Annotated in this window: 17 protein-coding genes and 1 pseudogene; 5 read left to right on the top strand and 13 right to left on the bottom strand. The window is 72.6% G+C overall.

Features of this window, described 5'->3' with window-relative positions; genetic code table 11:
* Positions 1-7 precede the first annotated feature (7 nt).
* The 4 genes from IF04_RS0110830 to afsQ1 all read right to left on the bottom strand — a co-directional run bounded on the left by IF04_RS0110830 (position 8) and on the right by afsQ1 (position 3,536).
* Entirely contained in the window at positions 8-529 is a 522-nt protein-coding gene (locus IF04_RS0110830) for a VanZ family protein (protein ID WP_245654367.1), read from the bottom strand.
* A 111-nt stretch (positions 530-640) separates the two neighbouring features.
* Complete coding sequence (locus IF04_RS0110825) at positions 641-1,270, bottom strand: hypothetical protein (protein WP_051831091.1); 630 nt, start codon at positions 1,268-1,270, stop codon at positions 641-643.
* Entirely contained in the window at positions 1,267-2,961 is a 1,695-nt protein-coding gene (locus IF04_RS0110820) for a sensor histidine kinase (protein WP_078600154.1), read from the bottom strand. Before IF04_RS0110820 ends, IF04_RS0110825 begins: the two co-directional genes overlap by 4 nt.
* On the bottom strand, positions 2,859-3,536 hold the full coding sequence (gene afsQ1 / locus IF04_RS0110815) for a two-component system response regulator AfsQ1 (protein WP_131124765.1): 678 nt from the start codon (positions 3,534-3,536) through the stop codon (positions 2,859-2,861). The genes IF04_RS0110820 and afsQ1 overlap by 103 nt, the downstream gene beginning before the upstream one ends.
* A gap of 253 nt (positions 3,537-3,789) precedes the next feature.
* On the opposite strand from afsQ1, the gene IF04_RS0110810 reads away from it, so the two are divergent.
* Positions 3,790-4,557, top strand: a complete 768-nt coding sequence (locus tag IF04_RS0110810; protein ID WP_030254036.1) for a SigE family RNA polymerase sigma factor — start codon at positions 3,790-3,792, stop codon at positions 4,555-4,557.
* Positions 4,558-4,676: 119 nt separating this feature from the next.
* Here IF04_RS0110810 and IF04_RS0110800 read toward each other — a convergent pair whose 3' ends face one another.
* On the bottom strand, positions 4,677-5,303 hold the full coding sequence (locus IF04_RS0110800; RefSeq protein ID WP_030254035.1) for a uridine kinase family protein: 627 nt from the start codon (positions 5,301-5,303) through the stop codon (positions 4,677-4,679).
* 172 nt (positions 5,304-5,475) lie between these two features.
* Here IF04_RS0110800 and IF04_RS0110795 point away from each other — a divergent pair, with 172 nt between their 5' ends.
* A complete protein-coding gene (locus IF04_RS0110795; RefSeq protein WP_030254034.1) occupies positions 5,476-5,898 on the top strand; it encodes a hypothetical protein in 423 nt (140 codons plus the stop codon).
* A gap of 81 nt (positions 5,899-5,979) precedes the next feature.
* On the opposite strand, the gene IF04_RS0110790 is transcribed toward IF04_RS0110795, so the two are convergent.
* Genes IF04_RS0110790 through deoC form a run of 3 tightly spaced genes read right to left on the bottom strand, consistent with a single transcriptional unit; the run spans position 5,980 to position 9,285 of the window.
* Positions 5,980-6,846, bottom strand: a complete 867-nt coding sequence (locus IF04_RS0110790) for an aldehyde dehydrogenase family protein (protein WP_030254033.1) — start codon at positions 6,844-6,846, stop codon at positions 5,980-5,982.
* Positions 6,839-8,278, bottom strand: coding sequence for an aldehyde dehydrogenase family protein (locus IF04_RS0110785; RefSeq protein WP_030254031.1), 1,440 nt, complete (start codon positions 8,276-8,278; stop codon positions 6,839-6,841). Before IF04_RS0110785 ends, IF04_RS0110790 begins: the two co-directional genes overlap by 8 nt.
* 11 nt (positions 8,279-8,289) lie before the next feature.
* Positions 8,290-9,285 carry a deoxyribose-phosphate aldolase gene (gene deoC, locus IF04_RS0110780; RefSeq protein WP_030254029.1) on the bottom strand — a complete coding sequence of 332 codons (996 nt, stop codon included), beginning with the start codon at positions 9,283-9,285 and terminating at the stop codon, positions 8,290-8,292.
* Positions 9,286-9,403: 118 nt separating this feature from the next.
* Here deoC and IF04_RS0110775 point away from each other — a divergent pair, with 118 nt between their 5' ends.
* Entirely contained in the window at positions 9,404-10,018 is a 615-nt protein-coding gene (locus IF04_RS0110775) for a PH domain-containing protein (protein ID WP_030254027.1), read from the top strand.
* A 120-nt stretch (positions 10,019-10,138) separates the two neighbouring features.
* On the opposite strand, the gene IF04_RS0110770 is transcribed toward IF04_RS0110775, so the two are convergent.
* The 3 genes from IF04_RS0110770 to IF04_RS0110760 all read right to left on the bottom strand — a co-directional run bounded on the left by IF04_RS0110770 (position 10,139) and on the right by IF04_RS0110760 (position 13,450).
* A complete protein-coding gene (locus IF04_RS0110770) occupies positions 10,139-11,812 on the bottom strand; it encodes a phospho-sugar mutase (RefSeq protein WP_030254024.1) in 1,674 nt (557 codons plus the stop codon).
* 267 nt (positions 11,813-12,079) lie between these two features.
* The gene (locus IF04_RS0110765) at positions 12,080-12,907 is read right to left on the bottom strand and encodes a purine-nucleoside phosphorylase (RefSeq protein ID WP_030254022.1); all 828 of its coding nucleotides are present in this window, start codon (positions 12,905-12,907) and stop codon (positions 12,080-12,082) included.
* Between the two features lie 105 nt (positions 12,908-13,012).
* Entirely contained in the window at positions 13,013-13,450 is a 438-nt protein-coding gene (locus IF04_RS0110760) for a gamma-glutamylcyclotransferase family protein (RefSeq protein ID WP_030254019.1), read from the bottom strand.
* Between the two features lie 229 nt (positions 13,451-13,679).
* Between IF04_RS0110760 and IF04_RS0110755 the strand changes: the two genes are divergently transcribed.
* On the top strand, positions 13,680-15,116 hold the full coding sequence (locus IF04_RS0110755) for an NAD(P)H-quinone dehydrogenase (RefSeq protein WP_030254018.1): 1,437 nt from the start codon (positions 13,680-13,682) through the stop codon (positions 15,114-15,116).
* 133 nt (positions 15,117-15,249) lie between these two features.
* The gene (locus IF04_RS0110750) at positions 15,250-16,239 is read left to right on the top strand and encodes a DeoR/GlpR family DNA-binding transcription regulator (protein WP_078600152.1); all 990 of its coding nucleotides are present in this window, start codon (positions 15,250-15,252) and stop codon (positions 16,237-16,239) included.
* 54 nt (positions 16,240-16,293) lie between these two features.
* Here IF04_RS0110750 and IF04_RS0110745 read toward each other — a convergent pair whose 3' ends face one another.
* Both IF04_RS0110745 and IF04_RS0110740 read right to left on the bottom strand, forming a co-directional pair.
* On the bottom strand, positions 16,294-16,845 hold the full coding sequence (locus IF04_RS0110745) for a TetR/AcrR family transcriptional regulator (protein ID WP_030254016.1): 552 nt from the start codon (positions 16,843-16,845) through the stop codon (positions 16,294-16,296).
* A 71-nt stretch (positions 16,846-16,916) separates the two neighbouring features.
* Positions 16,917-17,607, bottom strand: a pseudogene (locus IF04_RS0110740) (biotin/lipoyl-containing protein); the annotation flags it as partial.

Raw genomic sequence — 17,607 nt, 5'->3', positions numbered from 1 at the left:
CTCCACGCTAGGTCCGCGAGCCGGACAGTGCGTCGGCCTGCGGAGCGAGACCGACCCTGGGGATCGTCGGGGTCGGCCCCGCCCCCGCGTACTCCCGACGGCGGAGCCGGGCCCTGACCACAGGGACGATCACCAGGTGTGCCAGCGCCACCCCGAGCGTGTTCAGCAGCACCACGTCCACGTCCGGCACCCGCCCGGGCACCGTGCCCTGCAGCACCGCGACGGCGCACGCGATCATCGCGCCCGTGAAGACGGTACGGGTGAAGGAGCCCAGCGCCGAGGCGGTCAGCCGGCCGCCCGCGAGCGGCAGCAGCACGCCCAGCGGCGCCATCAGCAGCACCGCGCCGCCCAGCTGGTGCACGGCCTCCCACGGCCCCAGCGCCAGCGCGGCGCGGATCGTCTCCAGGGGCCGGAGATTGGCGGCCGGTACCCAGGGCACCGCGCGTGGACGCAGCATCACCGAGTAGACGATCGACAGGTGCGCCAGAAGGAGGACGAAGCCCGCGGCGCGCATACGGAAACCGGCCATCCCGCCGGGGCCATGACGCTGCACACCCGCCCAGACGTCGCGACGGGCGGCAGCGGTTCCGTGCGCGTGGTCACAGCCGGGGCACAGCGGGAGCCGGACCGGGGCCGGGGCTCAGCCCTTGCCGTCCGCCCCGTCCGTCCCGTCCGGGTCCGGTACCGGGCTGCCCCAGTCGGCGTGCTGGGAGATGTCCGGGTGGCGCAGGACGGCGTCGGAGCACTCGTAGTGGCGCGGCGGCGCGTCGTCCGGGCCGCCGAGCACCGCGGCCCGCTTCCCGTCCACCGGCAGCCGCGTCCCGTACGTGCACACGAGCTGGGCGAGCGCGAACGACGGCAGGTCCTCGGGGCGGATGTTCAGCCGCAGCGCGTCGTCCGGGTCGCCCGCGCGCGGCCCGGACACCGTCAGGTCGTCCGGTACCGCCGTGCCGAAGCCCGCGTCCTCCTCGCCGGGCGCGGGCCGCTGCCGCAGCTCGTCCAGGAGCGTACGGGCCACCTCGGGCCGGTCCTCGGACGTACCGCCCTTGGGCAGCGACACGGTCCGCTCCACGGGGACCAGCGCCGAGCTGCACACCAGGTAGATCCTGACCGGGTCGCCGACCGGCACCTCGGGCACCCCGGCCGGCTCCTCGGCCCGGCAGCTCACCCGTGAGGGCGCGCCGCCCGCGTCCACCGGCACCGACGTGCCGCGGATGCCGCAGCCCGCGGCCGTGAGGGCGAGCGCCAGGAGCGCGGCTGCCCGCCTCATCGCTCACCCTCCGCAGTCGTGCCGCCGTCGCTGCCGCCGTCGTGCCGCTTCCGCTCGGCGGACGCCCCGGAGCCGGCCTCGGAGCCGGATTCCCCGTCCGCCGTCAGCCGCGACGCGTCCCTCGGGAGCCGCAGCGTGAAGACCGCGCCGCCCTCCTCGGAGTTGGCGGCCGTGATCTCACCGCCGTGAATGTGCGCGTTCTCGAGCGCGATCGACAGTCCCAGCCCGCTGCCCTCCGACCGTGGCCGGGAGGCACTCGCCTTGTAGAACCGGTCGAAGACATGCGGCAGTACCTCTTCGGGGATACCGGGCCCGTGGTCCCGTACCCGCACCAGAAGGGAGTCCCCCTCCGTGCGCACGGAGACCCGCACCGGCGACCCGCCGTGCTTGAGCGCGTTGCCGATCAGATTCGCCAGGATCACGTCGAGGCGGCGCGGGTCCAGCCGCGCCATGATGCCGCGCTCGGCGTCCAGCTCCACCGCGTCCAGCCAGGCCCGCGCGTCGATGCACGCGGTCACCTGGTCGGCGACGTCCACGTCGTCCAGGACCAGCCGCGCCGTCCCCGCGTCGAAGCGGGTGACCTCCATCAAGTTCTCCACCAGGTCGTTCAGCCGCCGGGTCTCGCTGACCACGAGCTGTACCGCGGGTGCGATCATCGGGTCCAGCGACTCGGCCTCGTCCTCCAGGACCTCCGTCACGGCCGTGATCGCGGTCAGCGGCGTCCGCAGCTCGTGCGACATGTCCGCGACGAACCGCCGCGAGGACGCCTCCCGGGCGCTCAGCTCCTCCACCCGCTGCTGCAGCCGCTCGGCGGTCCTGTTGAACGTACGGGAGAGATCGGCCAGCTCGTCGGTGCCGGTCACCCGCAGCCGGGTGTCGAGCTTGCCCTCGCCCAGCTCGCGCGCGGCCGTGCCGAGCCGCTGCACGGGCCGCAGTACGGTCGTCGCGGCGGCCTGCGCCAGCAGCGCCGAGCCGACCAGCGCGAGCAGCGTCGCCACGCCCAGTGACCAGGCGAGCGAGTTCAGGTCCTGCCGCTCGGTGGCCAGCGACTTCAGCATGTAACCGGTCGGGCCGCCGCCGTTCAGCTTCGCCCCGGCCACGAAGTACGGGTCGTCCTCGATCTCCTGCCGCTGCCAGTACAGGTGGTACGGCGCCTTGTTCGACGCGTCCACAGGGCGTCGCTGCTCCACTGCCTTCTGGAGCGTCGCCGGCACGGTCTTCAGGTTCAGCAGTTCCCGGTCGGTGGTGGCCGTACAGGTCCTGCCCGCGCCGTCCTTCGCCAGCAGCAGTACCGCGTAGTTCTGCGGCCCCGCGGCCATCTGGCGCGCGGCGTCCCGCAGTTCCTCGCAGGCCGGGTGGAGCGGCAGCGACCGCGTGCGCTCCTCGAGCTGGGTGCGGAAGTCCTTCAGCGCGGCGTTCTGCGTGCGGTCCAGCACGGTGTTGCGGTTGAGCCAGTACGCGATGCCGGACGCCGAGACCGCGGCGGTCAGCGCCACCAGCGCGAAGACCACGACCAGGCGCAGCCGCAGGCTCGTCCAGCGCAGCAGGCCCGAGGCGACGCCGCGCAGCCGGCCCGGGGCCGGTTCGCTCACTGCGGGGTGTCCAGCCGGTAACCGACCCCGCGGACCGTGCGGATGAGCGTCGGCGAGGACGGTACGTCCTCCACCTTGGCCCGCAGCCGCTGCACACACGCGTCCACCAGGCGCGAGTCGCCGAGGTAGTCGTGCTCCCACACCAGGCGGAGCAGCTGCTGTCTGGACAGCGCCTGCCCGGGCCGGCGGCTCAGCTCCAGCAGCAACCGCAGCTCGGTCGGCGTCAGTTGGAGGTCCTCGCCGTTCTTGGTGACGGTCATCGCCGAACGGTCGATGACCAGCGACCCGAACGTCGCCGAGTCGCTCGACTCGCGCTCGCCGCGGCGCAGCACCGCCCGGATGCGGGCGTCCAGCACCCGCCCCTGCACCGGCTTGACGACATAGTCGTCGGCGCCGGACTCCAGTCCGACGACCACATCGATGTCGTCGTTGCGTGCGGTCAGCAGGATGATGGGCAGTTGGTCCGTACGGCGGATCCGCCGGCACACCTCGAAACCGTCGATCCCCGGCAGCATCACGTCCAGGACGATCAGGTCGGGGCGCTGCTCACGCAGCAGTTTCAGGCCGTCCTCGCCCGTCGCCGCGGTCACCACACGGTGACCCTGGCGCGACAGCGAGAGTTCGAGGGCCGTGCGGATGGCGTCGTCGTCCTCGATCAGCAACAGGAAAGGCACGTGCGCCATTCTGGCGCATGGCACGGCCGGACTTCGACCGGCGGCGACCCCCGGCACCGCCGCACACCCGCCCCACCTGCACCGGCGTACGCCCGAAGCGGGCGTTGTGAACCTCCCGCGGCCCCCTGTGACAGGGCTGTGACAGTCGGCGGACACCGCGATGAAACTGCCGCGGCAGAGTTTCTGTCACCGGGTGGGAAAGACGGCCCGGGAAGCAGCTGAACGAGCCGGCTCTACCGACGGGGGGCGCGAGATGAACACACTGCACAGCACCGCCAACAGCGCAGTAATCACGCGGCTCCACGATGTCGTACGGGCCGGGGAGAAGTCCGGTGCCGCGATCGGGCGGGGGTGCGCTCGCGGCACCGGGCGTCAGCGGCAGACCGCGTTCTTCGTGACGCCGGTCGAGGCCGTTGACACCGTCGTAGCGGGGACCGACGGGGGGAACGCGTACGGGGAGGCCACGGGGGAGCGGGGTTCCGCGTCGCCGGCGGTGGACAGCGAAGCCGAGTTCACCGCCTACGTCCAGGAGCGCCGCGCCTCCCTGTACGCCACCGCCTACCACCTGACCGGCGACCGCCACGAGGCCGAGGACCTGCTGCAGAGCGCGCTGTTCTCGACCTACCGGGCGTGGGACCGGATCAGCGACAAGGGGGCGGTCGGTGGGTACCTGCGCCGCACGATGACCAACCTGCACATCAGTGCGTGGCGTCGGCGGAAGCTGAACGAGTACCCCACCGAGGAACTGCCGGAGACGGCCGGCGACCACGACGCGATGCGCGGCACGGAGCTGCGCGCCGTGCTGTGGCAGGCGCTGGCCAAGCTGCCCGAGACCCAGCGCACGATGCTCGTCCTGCGCTACTACGAGGGCCGGACGGACCCGGAGATCGCCGACATACTGAACATCAGCGTCGGCACGGTGAAGTCGAGCATCTGGCGTTCGCTGCGGCGGCTGCGCGAGGACGAGGTCCTCAGCTTCGGCCGCGACCAGGAGGAGTCCTTCGGCGAGCTGGTGGCCTGAGGAACCGGCCCGAGGGGGCTGGGGGACAACGGGGGAAGAGCGGACGGGGGACCGCAGGGGGACACGGGGGAAGAAGGAGCGGGAACCGGCAGCCGGGGGGTCTGCCGATTCCCGCTCTTTCATGCTGCCCGCGCGCCGGCCCCGTCCGCCGCGGCGATCCGCGCCAGCGCCTCGGGCTTCGCGCAGGCGTACGCGCCCAGGGCCGTCTGCCGCGCCACCACGGACCGCTCGGCGCGCAGCAGCCGCAGCCCCCGGCGCACCAGATACCCCGCGGGCTTCCGGGCCTCGCGCAGGTCCCGCAGCAGCCGCCGCCGGAAGGTCGTGGTGGCCCTGCCGCGCAGGCACAGCGCGTCGGCCAGTACGCCCGCGGCCCGGCAGCCGGCGACGATCTCCGCGGCGAAGATGCCCTCGGCGATGAAGAGCGGCGCCCTCGCCAGTTCCAGCTTGCCCTCGCCGACCCGGGAGCTGCTGGCGAGGTCGTACTCGGGGACGGCCGTGCGGCCCGTACGGCACAGCTCCTCGACGGCCGCGAGCGCGGCGGCCGCGTCCCACGAGAGCGGCGAGTCCCAGTCGGCGCCGCCGCCGTCCGGGAGCTGGGGCAGGGAGGCGTCCGTGCCCTCCTTGTAGAAGTCGTCCAGGCGCAGCACGGGCAGGCCGGTGCGGGCGGCGAGGGAGGACTTTCCGGAGCCGGAGGGGCCGGTCAGCAGGATGACGCGGGCGGACGGTGCACCGAGGAGAAAGCTCACGGGCACTCATTGTCCCGCATTCGCCCGTGTGAGCTACCCCGGCCGCACAAGGTGGAATGTGGACACATCCGTCAACTACTCTGCGCATCCGACCCATTACGTACGATCAGGACACCGGCGGCGGTGCGGCGGTCGGCATCGCCGCCGCCACGCGAACCACAGGCAGGTGCTCATGGCCTCTCACGCACGTCCTCCCCACCAGAGCCGCACCGCGCGCGGGCTGCTGCTGCGCGCCGGGCTGGCGGTGTCCGTGGCGGGCGCCGCACTCGCCGTCGGCGCCCCGGCCGCCACCGCCGCCGACGGGAAGGCCGACGGGAAGTCCGATCCGGCCAGCCTGGAGGACATCCGGGCGGCCACGAAGTCCACGGTCGGCGCCCTGGAGCAGGCCACCTCCAGCGGTCTGGGCACGGTCAAGAACCTCCGCCTGAACCCCCTCGCGGGCACCGGCAGCGACCCGCTGAACAACGCCGTCGGCACCCAGATCGCCGACTTCAAGCCGATCAGCACGGCGGTGCTGACCGCCCCGCTGGCCAGTGGCGCGTCGCTGGGCCAGCTCCCCGTCGTGGGCCAGCTGACGCAGGTCCTGCCGGGCTAGATCGGGCGCGTACGCGAAAGGGCGCCCGCAGCCGTCCGTATGTACGGCTGCGGGCGCCCTCACGTGCGCCGTGCGGCGTCCTCAGACGCCCATCGGGTGCCAGACCGTCTTGGTCTCCAGGAAGGCCAGCATGCGGCCGGTGCCGGGATCGGCGGCCCAGTCCACAGCCTGTGGACGAAGGACGCGCTTGAGATTGTCGGCCGCGGCGGTTTCCAGCGCGGTCGCCTCCGCCGCGTCGCCGGACACGCCCGCGAGGTCGATCGCGTTGACGTCCTGGTGCGCGGCCAGCGGCCCGGCGATCTCCGCCGTACGGCCCGACAGTACGTTCACCACGCCGCCCGGCAGGTCGGACGTGGCCAGCACCTCGCCCAGCGACAGGGCAGGCAGCGGCGCCTTCTCGGCGGCCACCACCACGACCGTGTTACCGGTCACGATCGCCGGCGCGATCACCGACACCAGCCCCAGGAACGAGGACTCCTGCGGCGCGAGGACGGCCACCACACCGGTCGGCTCCGGCGTGGAGAGGTTGAAGTACGGGCCCGCGACCGGGTTCGCACCGCCCGCGATCTGCGCGATCTTGTCGGACCAGCCCGCGTACCAGACCCAGCGGTCGACCGCCGCGTCCACCTGCGCCGCCGCCTTGGACTTCGAGCGCCCCTCGGCGTCCGCGACCTCCGCGATGAACTGGTCGCGGCGGCCCTCCAGCATCTCGGCGATGCGGTACAGGATCTGCCCGCGGTTGTACGCGGTGGCGCCCGACCAGCCGCCGAACGCCTTGCGGGCGGCGACGACCGCGTCCCGGGCGTCCTTGCGGGAGGCGAGCGGGGCGTTGGCGAGCCAGTTCGACTTCGAGTCGGTCACTTCGTACACCCGCCCGCTCTCGGACCGGGGGAACTTGCCCCCGACGTACAGCTTGTAGGTCTTGAGGACGGAGAGCCGTTCAGACATTGAGGTACGCCTCCAGACCGTGCCGGCCGCCCTCGCGGCCGAAGCCCGACTCCTTGTAGCCGCCGAAGGGCGAGGCCGGGTCGAACTTGTTGAACGTGTTGGACCAGACGACGCCCGCGCGCAGCTTGCCCGCCATCCACAGGCTGCGGGAGCCCTTCTCGGTCCAGATGCCCGCCGACAGGCCGTACGGCGTGTTGTTCGCCTTGGCCACGGCCTCCTCCGGCGTACGGAAGGTCAGCACCGACAGCACCGGGCCGAAGATCTCCTCGCGGGCGATGCGGTGCGCCTGCGTGACGCCGGTGAACAGGGTCGGCGCGAACCAGTACCCCTCGCCGGGCAGTTCGCAGGCCGGCGCCCAGCGCTCGGCGCCCTCGGCCTCGCCCGCGGCGGCCAGCTCCTTGATGCGGCCGAGCTGCTCGGCGGAGTTGATCGCGCCGATGTCGGTGTTCTTGTCCAGCGGGTCGCCGACCCGGAGGGTCTGCATACGGCGCTTGAGCGCGTCCAGCACCTCGTCCTGGACCGACTCCTGGACCAGCAGCCGGGAGCCCGCGCAGCACACGTGGCCCTGGTTGAAGAAGATGCCGTTGACGATGCCCTCGACGGCCTGGTCGATGGGCGCGTCGTCGAAGACGATGTTCGCGGCCTTGCCGCCCAGCTCCAGGGTGAGCTTCTTGTCCGTCCCCGCGACCGTGCGGGCGATGGCCTTGCCGACCTCGGTGGAGCCGGTGAAGGCGACCTTGTTGACGTCCGGGTGCGCGACCAGCTCGGCGCCGGTCGAGCCGTCGCCGGTCAGGATGTTGACGACGCCCTTGGGCAGCCCGGCCTGGCGGCAGATGTCCGCGAAGAAGAGCGCGGAGAGCGGCGTGGTCTCGGCGGGCTTCAGTACGACGGTGTTACCGCAGGCCAGCGCCGGGGCGATCTTCCACGCCAGCATCAGCAGCGGGAAGTTCCAGGGGATGACCTGGCCCGCGACGCCCAGCGGCTTCGGGTCGGGCCCGAGGCCCGCGTGGCCGAGCTTGTCGGCCCAGCCCGCGTAGTAGAAGAAGTGCGCGGCGACCAGCGGCAGGTCGGCGTCGCGGGACTCCTTGATCGGCTTGCCGTTGTCCAGCGACTCCAGCACCGCCAGTTCGCGCGAGCGCTCCTGGATGATGCGCGCGATCCGGAAGAGGTACTTGGCGCGCTCGGCACCGGGCAGTGCCGCCCACTTCTCGAACGCCTTGCGCGCGGCCTTCACGGCGCGCTCGACGTCGGCGGTCCCGGCCTGTGCGACCTCGGAGAGGACCTCCTCGTTCGCGGGCGAGACGGTCTTGAAGACCTTGCCGTCGGCCGCCTCGGCGAACTCGCCGTCGATGAACAGCCCGTACGACGGAGCGATGTCGACGACCGCGCGCGACTCCGGCGCGGGTGCGTACGCAAAAGCCTGCTTTTCCATGGGCATGGGTCTCAGTCCACCGTCACGTAGTCGGGGCCGGAGTAGCGGCCGGTACCGAGCTTCTGGCGCTGCATCAGCAGGTCGTTGAGGAGGCTGGACGCGCCGAAGCGGAACCAGTCCGCGGTCAGCCACTCCTCGCCCAGCGTCTCGTTGACCATCACCAGGTACTTGATCGCGTCCTTCGACGTGCGGATGCCGCCCGCCGGCTTCACACCGACCTGCACCCCGAGCTGGGCGTGGAAGTCGCGCACGGCCTCCAGCATCAGCAGGGTGACCGGGGGAGTGGCGTTGACGCCGACCTTGCCGGTGGAGGTCTTGATGAAGTCGGCGCCCGCGAGCATCGCGAGCCAGGAGACGCGGCGGACGTTGTCGTACGTCTGGAGTTCGCCGGTCTCGAAGATGACCTTGAGGTGCGCCGCGCTGCCGTCCGCGCGGACGCAGGCCTCCTTGACGGCCTTGATCTCCTCGAAGACCTCCAGATAGCGGCCGGAGAGGAAGGCGCCCCGGTCGATCACCATGTCGATCTCGTCGGCGCCGGCCGCGACCGCGTCCCGGGTGTCGGCGAGCTTCACCGGCAGCGCGGCGCGGCCCGCGGGGAACGCGGTGGCCACGGAGGCGACGTGGACGCCGGAGGCGCCGAGCGCGTCCTTGGCGGTCGCCACCATGTCCGGGTACACGCAGATCGCGGCGACCTTGGGCACCGTGCGGTCCGTGGGGTCGGGGTTGACGCCCTTGGCGCACAGGGCCCGGACCTTGCCCGGGGTGTCCGCTCCTTCGAGCGTCGTCAGGTCGATCATCGAAATGGCGAGGTCGATGGCGTACGCCTTCGCCGTGTTCTTGATCGAGCGGGTGCCGAGCGCGGCGGCGCGGGCGTTGAGCCCGACCTCGTCGACGCCCGGGAGGCCGTGGAGGAAGCGGCGCAGCGCACCGTCGTTGGCGGTCACGTCCGCCATCGACGCCAGACGCCCCGCGGCTTCCTTGCCGTATGCGGGAACAGTGGTGGGCATGGTCACGAGGGGAGCATATCTACGCGCGTAGTGACAGGACACCCCCGCCGTCGGGCGGTTGTGCATCGATGCCGGACCGCAACGTCCGGATGCCGGACTCTCGGGCACAATCGCCCCTATGACGAGCCCGGACAACTCCTCCCGTACGCCCACGCAGCCCTACGCGGACCGCAGTTACCGGTCGCCCGCCGCCCTCGTCGGCGGCGTCCTGCTGCTCGCGCTGCTCGCCTGGCTGGGCATCGACGCGCTGGTGCACGGCACCGCGCGCACCCGCCTGCTGGCGGTGGCCGGACTGCTGTTCGCCGTGCCGCTGGTGGCCGCGTTCACGCTGCGGCCCGTGGTCCGCGCGAACGAGGACCGGCTCACCGTACGGAACCCCTTCCGCACCATCGTGCTGCCCTGGGCCGCGGTGGACGACCTGCGCGCGTCCTTCTCCTGCGAGGTGTTCGCGGGCGACAAGAAGTACCAGCTCTGGTCGATCCCGGTCTCGCTGCGGCAGCGCAAGCGGGCGAACCGGGCCTCGGCGAAGGCCGCGGGGGCCGCGGGGCGCGGCGAGGAGCCGGTCGAGGTGCGGCGTGCGTCGGCGGACCAGGCGCTGGACGAGCTGCGGGAGTTGCGGGAGCGGAATTCCGGCCGGGAGACGGCTCAGGGGGCCGTTACGGTTCGTTGGATGTACGAGATCATCGTGCCGATCGTGGTGGGCGCGATCGGGCTTGTGGTGCTTGCGCTGTAGCGGCAGCGGGGGTGGGGGGTGCTTCCCTGACCCCGGGTGCCGCGGCGTTGTGGCCGGTCGCGCAGTTCCCCGCGCCCCTGAGGGGGGCGGGCCTGGCGGCCCGTCCCCCCCCCGGGCGGCTCAGAGCCCGGCGGCGGCCGACAGGTCGGCCTTCACCGCGGCCAGTGCCGCGTCGGCCGTGCGGCGGGCCTCGGGAAGCGCGTCACGTGACGCGACCGGGACCACGGCCTCCAGGTAGCACTTCAGCTTCGGCTCCGTGCCGCTGGGGCGGACGACGACCCGGCCCGCGGCCACCTCGCCGGCCCCGGACAGCGTGTACCGCAGGCCGTCGGTCGGGGGCAGCGTCTCCGTTCCCTGCGACAGGTCTTCGGCCGCGGCCACCGCGAGCCCGCCGAGCGCGGCCGGCGGCTGTTCGCGCAGCTTGCGCATCGCGTCGGCGATGACGGACAGGTCCTCGACACGGACGGAGAGCTGGTCCGTGGCGTGCAGCCCGTGCTCCACCGCCAGGTCGTCCAGCAGGTCGGTGAGCGTGCGCCCGTCCCGCTTGAGGACGGCCGCGAGCTCGGTGATCAGCAGGGCTGCCGTGATGCCGTCCTTGTCCCGCACCCCGGCCGGGTCCACCGCGTAGCCCAGCGCCTCCTCGAAGGCGTACCGCAGGCCGTCGACGCGGGCCAGCCACTTGAAGCCGGTCAGCGTCTCGGTGTACGGCAGGCCGGCCGCCGCGGCGATCCGGGAGAGCAGCGAGGAGGAGACGATCGTCGTGGCGAGCGTGCCCTGCGCGCCCGAGCCGACCACGTGCGCGGCGAGCAGCGCGCCGACCTCGTCACCGCGCAGCATCCGCCAGCCCGAGGGCGTCTCCGGGGCCGGTACGGCCACGGCGCAGCGGTCCGCGTCCGGGTCGTTGGCGATGACGATGTCCGGGGCCTGAGCGGCCGTACGGGCCGCCTCGAAGGCCAGGTCCATCGCCCCCGGCTCCTCGGGGTTGGGGAACGCGACCGTAGGGAAGTCCGGGTCGGGGTCGGCCTGCTCGGCCACGACGACCGGCGCCGGGAATCCGGCCCGCTCGAACGCGGCCACCAGGACGTCGCGGCCGACGCCGTGCATCGGCGTGTAGACGACGCGGGTGTCCCGCGGCGAGCCGGGGGCCAGGACCGCCTCCGTACGGGCCAGGTACGCCTGCAGGACGTCCTCGCCGAGCACGTCCCAGCCGTCCTCCGGGCGGGGTACGTCGGTGAGCGGGCCGACCGCGGCGATGCGGGCCGCGATCTCGCCGTCGGCGGGCGGCACGATCTGCGAGCCGTCGCCGAGGTAGACCTTGTAGCCGTTGTCGCGGGGCGGGTTGTGGCTGGCGGTGACCTCGACGCCGGCCACCGCGCCCAGATGCCGGATCGCGAAGGCGAGTACGGGCGTGGGCAGCGGGCGGGGGAGCAGCGCGGCCTTCAGGCCGGCGCCCACCATCACCGCGGCGGTGTCCCGGGCGAAGTCGGCGCTCTTGTGGCGCGCGTCGTAGCCGATGACGACCAGGCCGTCGCCCTGGCCCTGGTCCTTGAGGTACGCGGCGAGCCCGGCGGCGGCGCGGATGACGACGGCGCGGTTCATCCGCATCGGGCCGGCGCCCAGCTCGCCGCGGAGCCCCGCGGTGCCGAACTGCAGGGTGCCGGCGAACCGCTCCGCCAGCTCGTCGGTGTCCTCGGTCGCGATGAGCTTGGCCAGCTCTTCGCGGGTCTCCGGGTCGGGGTCCTCGGCCAGCCAGACCTTCGCCCGGCCGGCCAGCTCCTCGGGGACGGTTGCCACGGTGATGCTCCTGCCTGTGGGTGCGTGAGGGGTGCCTGTGGGTGCGGTGCGGGTGCGGTACGGGACCGGGGCGTGCGTGCCCTACGGACGGGCCGGCGTGCGCCCTGGTTCCCTTCCCGGGGCGCACGCGTGCGGCGCGTGCCCGGGCGTACGGGGACGGCGTGCCCAAGGCGTACAGGGCGGCGCGTGCCCCGGTGCGTAACCCATACCCCGCGCCCGGCGCGGACGGCGGGAACCGGCCGCACCGGCCGGTTCCGTACCGCCGGATCAGATCTTGCCGAGCACCTGACCGAGCAGGCTGCCCATGCGGGTCGCGGAGTCGCGGCCGGCCTGGAGCACCTCTTCGTGGTTGAGCGGCTCGCCGGTCATGCCCGCGGCGAGGTTGGTCACCAGGGACAGGCCCAGCACCTCGGCGCCCGCCTCACGTGCGGCGATGGCCTCCAGCACGGTGGACATGCCGACCAGGTCGGCGCCCAGCGTGCGGATCATGCGGATCTCGGCGGGGGTCTCGTAGTGCGGCCCGGGGAACTGGGCGTAGACGCCCTCTTCCAGGGTCGGGTCGACCTCCTTGCACAGCGCGCGCAGCCGCGGCGAGTACAGGTCGGTCAGGTCGACGAAGTTCGCGCCGACGATGGGGGAGGTGGCGGTGAGGTTCAGGTGGTCGCTGATGAGGACCGGCTGGCCGGGGCGCATGCCCTCGCGCAGGCCGCCGCAGCCGTTGGTGAGGACGATCGTCTTGCAGCCGGCGGCCACGGCGGTACGGACGCCGTGCGAGACCGCCGCCACTCCGCGGCCCTCGTAGTAATGCGTCCGGCCGAGGAAGACCAGTGCGCGCTTGTCGCCGAGGGCGTACGAGCGGATCTTGCCGCCGTGGCCCTCCACGGCCGGGGGCGGGAAGCCCGGCAGCTCGGTGACGGGGAATTCGTGCTCGGGCTCGCCCAGCGCCTCGGCGGCCGGGGCCCAGCCCGAGCCCATGACCAGGGCAACGTCGTGGGTCTCGGCGCCGGTCAGCTCGCGCAGGCGGTCGGCGGCGGCGTCGGCGGCGGCACGGGGGTCGCTCGCCAGGTCCAGGTCCGGGGTAACTGATGCGTTCACGCGGACGAGGGTAGCCGGTAATCGCCTACGCGCGTAGATGTGTCTCGTCACGGACCTTCGGCGGCCCCATTTGTGGCTTCCTACGAACCGGGCCCCGTCAGCCCCTCAGCAAGGCCGTTTCCGCAGCTCCATCACATAGTCGTGCGGCGCGCCCGCCGACTCCGCGGCGTCGGCGATCTCACCGAGGTACCGCGCGGAGGGCAGCCCGCCCTCGTAGCCGTTCAGGACGTACAGCCAGGCCGCCTCGTCGCCGTCCAGGGTGTGCACCCGCACCCGCATCCGGCGGTATATGTCCATCCCGACGCCCTCCCAGCGGTCCATCGACTCCTCGTCCATCGGGGCGATGTCGTACAGCGCGACGAAGACCTGCGAGCGCGGCGCCTCCACGAGCGTGGCGAGCGCGCCCTCCCAGCCCATCTGCTCCCCGCCGAAGGTGAGCCGCCAGCCGTTCAGCCAGCCGGTGCCGCGCAGTGGTGAGTGGGGAGCGCGGCGGGACATCAGCCGCGCGTCGAGGTTGCCGGCGTAGGCGGCGTAGAGCGACATGGGTCAGAGCGTACGGGAGCGCGGGCCGCGTCCCGTGGATCCGCCGGGGCCACGGCGTCCGGCCTGCGGTCATGAGGCGCGCGGTCCGTACGGCGGCCCCCGCGCTGACCACGGGAGGAGCGTGCGGGACAATGGAGTACGTACTGCATCTCCCCCGGGGGGCGACCCCCGGACCCCCGGCCGGAACCGCGCTGGGTGGGCCGGAAACGAGAGCGCGAGGCGTAAACCCTTGACCCGTATCGTGATCATCGGTGGCGGACCCGGCGGCTACGAAGCGGCGCTGGTGGGCGCCCAGCTCGGCGCGGAGGTGACCGTCGTCGACTGCGACGGCCTCGGCGGCGCATCCGTGCTCACCGACTGCGTACCGTCGAAGACTCTGATCGCGACGGCCGAGGTGATGACCACCTTCGACTCGTCGTACGAAGAGCTCGGCATCATCGTCGAGGACGACACCCCGCACATCGACCGCCCCGCGCGCGTCGTCGGCGTGGACCTCGGCAAGGTCAACCGCCGTGTGAAGCGCCTCGCACTCGCCCAGTCCCACGACATCACCGCCTCCGTCACCCGCGCGGGCGGCCGGGTCGTGCGCGGCCGCGGCCGGCTGGAGCCCGGCCAGGCCGTGGACGGCTCCCGCAAGGTCACGGTGACCGCCGCCGACGGTACGGAGGAGACGCTCACCGCCGACGCCGTACTGATCGCGACCGGCGCGCACCCCCGTGAGATCCCCGACGCGCTGCCCGACGGCGAGCGCATCCTGAACTGGACGCAGGTCTACGACCTGGACGAGCTCCCCGAGGAGCTCATCGTGGTCGGCTCCGGCGTCACCGGCGCCGAGTTCGCCGGCGCCTACCAGGCCCTCGGCTCCCGCGTCACCCTCGTCTCCTCCCGCGACCGCGTGCTCCCGGGCGAGGACCCGGACGCCGCCGCCGTCCTGGAGGACGTCTTCCGCCGCCGCGGCATGAACGTGATGTCCCGCTCCCGCGCCGCCTCCGCCAAGCGCGTCGGCGACCGCGTCGAGGTCACTCTTTCGGATGGTCGGACGATCTCCGGCACGCACTGCCTGATGGCCGTCGGCTCGATCCCGAACACCGCCGGCGTCGGCCTGGAGGAGGCCGGCGTCAAGCTCAAGGACTCCGGCCACATCTGGACCGACAAGGTCTCCCGCACCTCGGCGCCCGGTGTGTACGCGGCCGGCGACTGCACCGGCGTCTTCGCGCTCGCCTCCGTCGCGGCCATGCAGGGCCGGATCGCGATGTACCACTTCCTCGGCGACGCGGTGGCCCCGCTGAACCTCAGGACGGTCTCCGCGAACGTCTTCACCGACCCGGAGATCGCCACGGTCGGTTACAGCCAGGCCGACGTCGACAACGGAAAGATCGACGCCCGGGTCGTGAAACTGCCGCTGCTGCGCAACCCGCGCGCCAAGATGCAGGGCATCCGCGACGGCTTCGTCAAGCTCTTCTGCCGCCCCGGCACGGGCATCGTCGTGGGCGGTGTGGTCGTATCACCGCGCGCGAGCGAACTGATTCATCCGATATCGATCGCGGTCGACAACAACCTGACGGTCGAGCAGATCGCCAGCGCCTTCACGGTCTACCCCTCCCTTTCCGGCTCGATAGCCGAGGTCGCACGGCAGTTGCACACGCGCAAGACCGCCGGGGAGTGAGTCCGGGCGTCCGTGCGAACACGTTCGCACGGACGCCCGCTCTATATCACTCGCGGGTACCGCAGACGAACAACTTCCGATAATTGGTGCAACCTGCTGAAAACAGACGGTCGTTGGCGTTACTGTCAGTTTCGTGTTCGCTGCAGAACGTCGCCAATTGATCCTTGAAATGGTGCGAGCGAACGGAGCGGTTTCGCTCCGTGAGCTCGCCCGCGTCGTCCAGACCTCAGAAGTGACCGTACGGCGGGACGTGCGGGCACTGGAGGCAGAAGGACTGCTCGACCGCCGGCACGGCGGTGCGGTGCTGCCGGGTGGCTTCACCCGCGAATCCGGCTTTCCGCAGAAATCCCATCTAGCAACCGCGGAGAAGACGGCCATCGCCGATCTCGCCGCGGGCTTCGTCGAAGAAGGCGAAGCGATTGTCGTCGGCGCGGGGACGACCACACAGGAGCTGGCCCGCCGGCTCGCCCGGGTCCCGGGGCTGACCGTGGTGACCAACTCCCTGCTGGTCGCCCAGGCCCTGGCGCACGCCAACCGCGTCGAGGTCGTGATGACCGGCGGCACGCTCCGGGGCTCCAACTACGCACTGGTCGGCAGCGGCGCCGAGCAGTCCCTCCAGGGACTGCGGGTCTCCCGTGCCTTCCTGTCGGGCAGCGGCCTGACCGCCGAGCGCGGACTCTCCACCTCCAACATGCTCTCCGCCAGCGTCGACAGAGCGCTGGTGCAGGCCGCGGCGGAGGTGGTGGTCCTCGCCGACCACACCAAGCTCGGCACGGACACCATGTTCCAGACCGTGCCGACCGACGTCATCACCCGCCTGGTGACCGACGAGCCACCCGGCCACGACGACCGTGCCGCGACCGAACTGCAGGCCCTGGCCGACCAGGGCGTACAGATCACCGTCGCCGGCGGGGCCGCGGCCGCGGCCGCCCAGGGGCAGGGAGGCGCGGAGGGCACCCCGGCGGCCGACCGCCGGGGGCCGAGAAGGGAGGTACCACTGCCCGGTCAGCGCCGCAGCCATCCGACGGCGGCGCCCGGCGCCGCGCCACAGCTCCGCTCGGCCCCACTGACCGCCGATCCACAGGGCGGCCGGGTCGCCGACCTGGCGCCGCGCAGGCGCTGAGCACTGGGAACCGCGGGGTCCCAGTCGCTCACAGCAGCATTCGTACGCGGTCGCTCACCGGCCGGCCTTCAGGCCGGTCAGCGTGAGCGTCAGCAGCCGGTCGGCCAGTTCCGGGTCGTCCGGCGACTCCTCCGCGGCCAGCGCGATCCCATTGGTCAGCTGCATCAGATCGCGGATGTCCACATCGGGCCGCACGGCACCGGACCGCTGAGCGCGGGTGAGCAGCACCTCGCCCGCCTCTCGCATCGGCCGGCTGCACCGCGCCAGCCCGGAGCTCTCGTCGGCCGGCGCCGCCATCAGCGCGCGCGACAGGCCGCGATAGGTGCTGGCGTGCGTGATGATCGCGCGCAGCCACTCCACGAGCGCCGTGCACGGCTGCGGCGCGTCCCCCAGCTCCCGCGCGCGGGACAGCAGGGCGTCCACCTCCCCCTGGAAGACGGCGCCCATCAGCGCGGTCCGATTGGGGAAGTGGCGGTAGAGCGTCCCGATGCCGACACCGGCGCGGCGCGCGACGTCCTCCAGCGAGGTGTCCGTGCCACGCTCGGTGAAGGCCGTACGCGCCTCCGCCAGCAGCCGCTCGTAGTTCCGGCGCGCATCGGCACGCATGGGGCGTGCGGCCGCGTCCTGCGCCGTGTCGGTCGCCATCGCCGTCCTCCCTGCTGTGATGGGTCCAGGATGCCGGAGCGGTGCGCGTTGAGCGGCTGCTCCATCTTCATGGCCTCCAGGACGACGACCAGGTCGCCTTCCTTGACCTCCTGGCCCTCCTCCACCGCGATCTTGACGATGGTGCCCTGCATGGGGGAGGCGAGCGCGTCGCCGGAGGCGGCGGAGCCGGACTTCTTGCCGGCCTTGCGCTTGGGCTTGGCACCCCCGGCCACCGCGGCGCGCGCCAGCGGCATCCCGAGGGAGGCCGGGAGGGAGACCTCCAGGCGCTTGCCACCGACCTCGACGACGACCGTCTCACGGGTGTCGGCCTCGGCCTCGTCCGTCCCGGCCGCCGCGAACGGCTTGATGTCGTTGACGAACTCGGTCTCGATCCAGCGGGTGTGGACCTGGAACGGCTCGGTGGAGCCGGTCAGCTCCGGCGCGAACGCCGGGTCCTGCACGACCGTCTGGTGGAAGGGGATGGCGGTGGCCATGCCCTCGACGGTGAACTCGTTCAGGGCGCGGGCGGCCCGCTGCAGGGCCTGCTGGCGGGTGGCGCCGGTGACGATGAGCTTGGCGAGCAGGGAGTCCCAGGCCGGGCCGATGACGCTGCCGGATTCCACGCCGGCGTCCAGGCGCACGCCGGGGCCGGCGGGGGCCTCGAACTTGGTGACGGTGCCGGGCGCGGGCAGGAAGTTGCGGCCGGGGTCCTCGCCGTTGATG

Origin of the sequence: Streptomyces violens, assembly GCF_000717745.1 — a bacterium.
Lineage (GTDB): Bacteria > Actinomycetota > Actinomycetes > Streptomycetales > Streptomycetaceae > Streptomyces > Streptomyces violens.
The sequence above is the reverse complement of the archived record's forward strand: the minus strand, read 5'-3'. Positions and strand labels throughout refer to the sequence as shown.

What these genes read in the sequence shown, in the direction of transcription:
- IF04_RS0110795 (WP_030254034.1), top strand. Translation starts at nt 5,476, where the DNA reads ATGGCCTCTCACGCACGTCCTCCCCACCAGAGCCGCACCGCGCGCGGG.
- IF04_RS0110760 (WP_030254019.1), bottom strand. Translation starts at nt 13,450, where the DNA reads ATGTCGCTCTACGCCGCCTACGCCGGCAACCTCGACGCGCGGCTGATG.
- IF04_RS0110785 (WP_030254031.1), bottom strand. Translation starts at nt 8,278, where the DNA reads ATGGAAAAGCAGGCTTTTGCGTACGCACCCGCGCCGGAGTCGCGCGCG.
- deoC (WP_030254029.1), bottom strand. Translation starts at nt 9,285, where the DNA reads ATGCCCACCACTGTTCCCGCATACGGCAAGGAAGCCGCGGGGCGTCTG.
- IF04_RS0110775 (WP_030254027.1), top strand. Translation starts at nt 9,404, where the DNA reads ATGACGAGCCCGGACAACTCCTCCCGTACGCCCACGCAGCCCTACGCG.
- IF04_RS0110810 (WP_030254036.1), top strand. Translation starts at nt 3,790, where the DNA reads ATGAACACACTGCACAGCACCGCCAACAGCGCAGTAATCACGCGGCTC.
- IF04_RS0110745 (WP_030254016.1), bottom strand. Translation starts at nt 16,845, where the DNA reads ATGCGTGCCGATGCGCGCCGGAACTACGAGCGGCTGCTGGCGGAGGCG.
- IF04_RS0110825 (WP_051831091.1), bottom strand. Translation starts at nt 1,270, where the DNA reads ATGAGGCGGGCAGCCGCGCTCCTGGCGCTCGCCCTCACGGCCGCGGGC.
- IF04_RS0110830 (WP_245654367.1), bottom strand. Translation starts at nt 529, where the DNA reads ATGGCCGGTTTCCGTATGCGCGCCGCGGGCTTCGTCCTCCTTCTGGCG.
- IF04_RS0110790 (WP_030254033.1), bottom strand. Translation starts at nt 6,846, where the DNA reads ATGTCTGAACGGCTCTCCGTCCTCAAGACCTACAAGCTGTACGTCGGG.